This window comes from Micromonospora yasonensis (assembly GCF_026013475.1).
Lineage (GTDB): Bacteria > Actinomycetota > Actinomycetes > Mycobacteriales > Micromonosporaceae > Micromonospora > Micromonospora yasonensis.
Window position 1 is genome coordinate 1 of sequence record NZ_JAPDPH010000392.1, and the last position, 3,237, is coordinate 3,237.

The window sequence follows — 3,237 nt, forward strand, 5'->3', positions numbered from 1 at the left end:
CCGAGGAGCTCGAACTCGTGCGCGCTTCCGGCTGGAAGGCGTGGCCGCCGCGGCTGCCTGACCAGCCGATCTTCTACCCGGTCCTCAACGAGCAGTACGCGATCATGATCGCCCGGGACTGGAACGTTCCCGCCTCCGGCGTCGGTTACGTCACCCGCTTCGCGGTCGACCGCGTGTTCGCCTCCCGTTACCCTGTCCGGCAGGCCGGCGGCCGCGACATCCTTGAGCTGTGGGTGCCCGCCGAGGAACTCGACGAGTTCAACCAGCACATCGTCGGGCTGATCGAGGTAGTCCACGAGTTCCGGCCCGACAGCGAGCCGACGCGGTGACCGGCGTTGGACTCGTCTGAGCGACTCGCGAGGGCTCAGCATCTCCTGGCCGGACTACCAGGGCCCTACGGCAACGCGCACCTGTGGACCTTGATCGGGTTCGCCGGTGGCGAGGACCCTTTCACGGGCGTGTTCGCGTTCCTGGCCGACTGTGGTGTCATCGACTCGGCTAGTTCGTTCGGCGATCCGCCCCAGGCGCCTCAGGATGCCGAGGAACTGACGGTGTGCCTGGCGGAGGTAGATCAGGACGCGGCGCTCGCCGTCCTGGTGGGGATGACGTCGCGGACGCTCGCCTACGGCGTGCAGGGCCGCTACCCGGCCGACAAGGCCCAGGACGTGTTCGAGAAGCTGATCACGTTGCTCGGGCATGGGACCCGCTGGTGGACGAACACCGACCTGGGCTCGTGGAACCCGATCACCAGACACACCGTCGACGCCCTTGTCGTCGGCACCGGCGGCGGGCTGCTGGTCGTAATACTGGCAGCAGACGAAGACTGACTCGACGAGACGAGAAGCCGGGATGCGTGAGTATCAGCAGCAGCTACGTGACCGGTTCCTCGGCGCGCCGTACGACGTACTCCGACAGCCCGTCGAGCTTCCCGAGCAGCGCCTCGCGCGCCTCCCGCAGGTACCGATGGAGATTCGCCTTGGCGTCGAGGTCCGTCATGCCGCCCAGGATCTCACCGCCGCGCCCGCCGCGATGCCCTGTACGCCCGCGCTCCGAACCGCGGCCCTGTGGCGGCTGGCGTGCCTGTGCTGGGACGGTGGAGGCACTCCGAGCGAGCATCTGTCAATCGTCGACCTGGAGAAGTCCGACAAAAGCCACGTCATGCTGCGCGGGAATCGCGTTTCCCGGCCTGATGGCCGTGCCATAGACTCCGCCGGTGCTTGAGGTATCGGGGGACTTCGAGATCCACATCACGGCTCACGCTTCTCAGGCCGAGAAGCTGTTGGCGTTCGCCACCGAGCGTGGCGTGAAGTTCGTCCACATCGTGCTCGATCGTGGCGCGTACGTCTCTCAACCGATGCTCACCCTGACCGGGCGAGGCACGCTGGCCGAGCAGCACGATGCGGTGCAGCGTTGGCAACGCGAGCTGCGCGAGGCAGGGATATACCCGTGCCGCTCGAAGATCGAGGCGGCGCCGTGGTGCGTCGGCGCACCGCAGTCGGATGAGCAGGCGGCAGTCGAGCCGGGTGACCGGTACTTCGAGCATCACGTCAAGCTGCCGCTGTCCAGTACGGCGCTGGCGGATCTGGTGGCTCTCACCGATCTGGTCGCGCCGCACGGGGCGCGGCTGTCACGCAACGCCCGCCGGGAGTTTGCGGACGGCGCGCAGGAGCGGTTCGTCAACCAGCGCTGTCACGGTGTTGGGCTCGCCACGGCCAGGCAGCGGCTGGACGAGCTCGTCGAGACCCTCCGGGCTGCGGGCCACGAGCCCATGACGGTGGAGCAGGAGTACGTCGTCTTCGACAGCGACCTCCACCACGACCGGGGCTGGCTGGACTCGCCCAGGCAGGGCGCGAACGCACTGGAGCGTGAGAACAGGATGAGGTACGCGCCGGTTGGCGCCCGGGGCTACCCGCCGACCTACCAGCCGCTACCCGTCAGCCCGACCGTCCGCCAGCGGGCGGCGTTCGACCCCGCTCTCAAGCAGTACCCGAACGCCTACCGCGCCGGGGAGCCAGACTTCCTCGTGGCGGCCACCGGCCAGTTGTGGATCAACGCCCGGCGCGCCGCCATGAATCAGGTCTTGGCGGCCATCGCCGCAACAATCTGGGGCCAGCATCTGGTCCTGCGCGGCAGCGTTACCATGGTGGCCTGGGTCGGCGACGCCGCCCGCGAGCCGGGCGACCTCGACTTCGTCGTCACTCCGCACACCATCACCAGCGACAGCGCCGACGCCCGCGCGCTGCTCGATGCCATCAAGGCCGCCGTGCGAGCCGCATGCGGCGCCGGCCTGCAACCAGACCGGATCACCGAGTCCGCCATCTGGACGTACGAACGCGCTGACGGACGCCGCCTCGTCATCCCGTTCAGCACACCGGAGGCACCGGACGGCCACGTACAGATCGATGTTGTCTTCGGTGAAAAGCTACCCCTCTCACCAGAGGTGCTGATACTGCCCGACGTCGACGAGCCGTTACTAGCCGCGCCCGCTTCGCTGGCGCTGGCCTGGAAGCTGTTGTGGCTGGCCACCGACATGTACCCGCAAGGCAAGGACCTCTACGACGCGGTCCTACTCGCCGAACACACCACTGTCGACCAAGCCCTCGTCCGCCAGCTCATGCGACCGGAACTCGGCGCCGAAGCCGATAACTTCACGGCCGAGACCGTGTTGTCGTGGCAGGTCGACTGGACCAACTTCACCGACGAGTGCGCCGGAATTTCGGGCACCGCCGAGCAATGGACGACGCGGCTGGCGCTCGCCCTCGATCGTGCCTGGACCTGACTTCAGCGACAATCGCGCGTGGACGGCGTACCTGTTCCGGTGCCTGCACTGTGGCGTGCACGTGGCCTCGTGCGACATCGGATGATCGGCGGCGGCAGGGGCAGGGCAGCAGCCGTCGGTGCGTCGGGCCGGTGCTGAATGGAGCTGGTAACGGTGGACGTGGCGTACATCCGGTGCTGGCGCGAGGACGTCACCGCGTGCCTGGACCGGCTGCTGCCGGGATTCGAAGTCCGGTTTGGTTACCCGCCGGGCCGGCACGCGATCGGCGGCCCGGCGGGGGAGGAGGAGCTCGCCTCGCTCGCGGGCACGTGTCTGCCGGGTGATCTGCTGGTGTGGTACCGGCAGGTGCGCGAAGTGAGCCTGCCGGACATCGGCAACGGCTACTTCCTTCACGAACCCGGCCTGGTCGGGGGCCGGGAGGTGACGGCTGTCCGGGGGAGCTTCACCGCTGATGTGGT

Annotated in this window: 5 protein-coding genes; 4 read left to right on the top strand and 1 reads right to left on the bottom strand. The window is 68.2% G+C overall.

Annotated elements, in window-relative coordinates; translation table 11 throughout:
- Positions 1 to 329: ADP-ribosylation/crystallin J1 (locus ONA70_RS35515; protein WP_265010854.1), on the top strand; the 329-nt coding region annotated here is incomplete at its 5' end.
- 90 nt (positions 330 to 419) lie between these two features.
- Positions 420 to 827, top strand: a complete 408-nt coding sequence (locus ONA70_RS35520; protein WP_265010855.1) for a hypothetical protein — start codon at positions 420 to 422, stop codon at positions 825 to 827.
- A 43-nt stretch (positions 828 to 870) separates the two neighbouring features.
- On the opposite strand, the gene ONA70_RS35525 is transcribed toward ONA70_RS35520, so the two are convergent.
- The gene (locus tag ONA70_RS35525; RefSeq protein WP_265010856.1) at positions 871 to 996 is read right to left on the bottom strand and encodes a DinB family protein; all 126 of its coding nucleotides are present in this window, start codon (positions 994 to 996) and stop codon (positions 871 to 873) included.
- Between the two features lie 217 nt (positions 997 to 1,213).
- Between ONA70_RS35525 and ONA70_RS35530 the strand changes: the two genes are divergently transcribed.
- Positions 1,214 to 2,779 (top strand): nucleotidyl transferase AbiEii/AbiGii toxin family protein, encoded by a 1,566-nt coding sequence (locus ONA70_RS35530; RefSeq protein WP_265010857.1) that lies wholly within the window; start codon positions 1,214 to 1,216, stop codon positions 2,777 to 2,779.
- 153 nt (positions 2,780 to 2,932) lie between these two features.
- On the top strand, positions 2,933 to 3,237 hold a 305-nt coding region (locus tag ONA70_RS35535; RefSeq protein WP_265010858.1), incomplete at its 3' end, for a hypothetical protein.

Excerpts from the sequence above, each read along its gene's own strand:
- ONA70_RS35525 (WP_265010856.1), bottom strand. The coding sequence starts at position 996 with ATGACGGACCTCGACGCCAAGGCGAATCTCCATCGGTACCTGCGGGAG.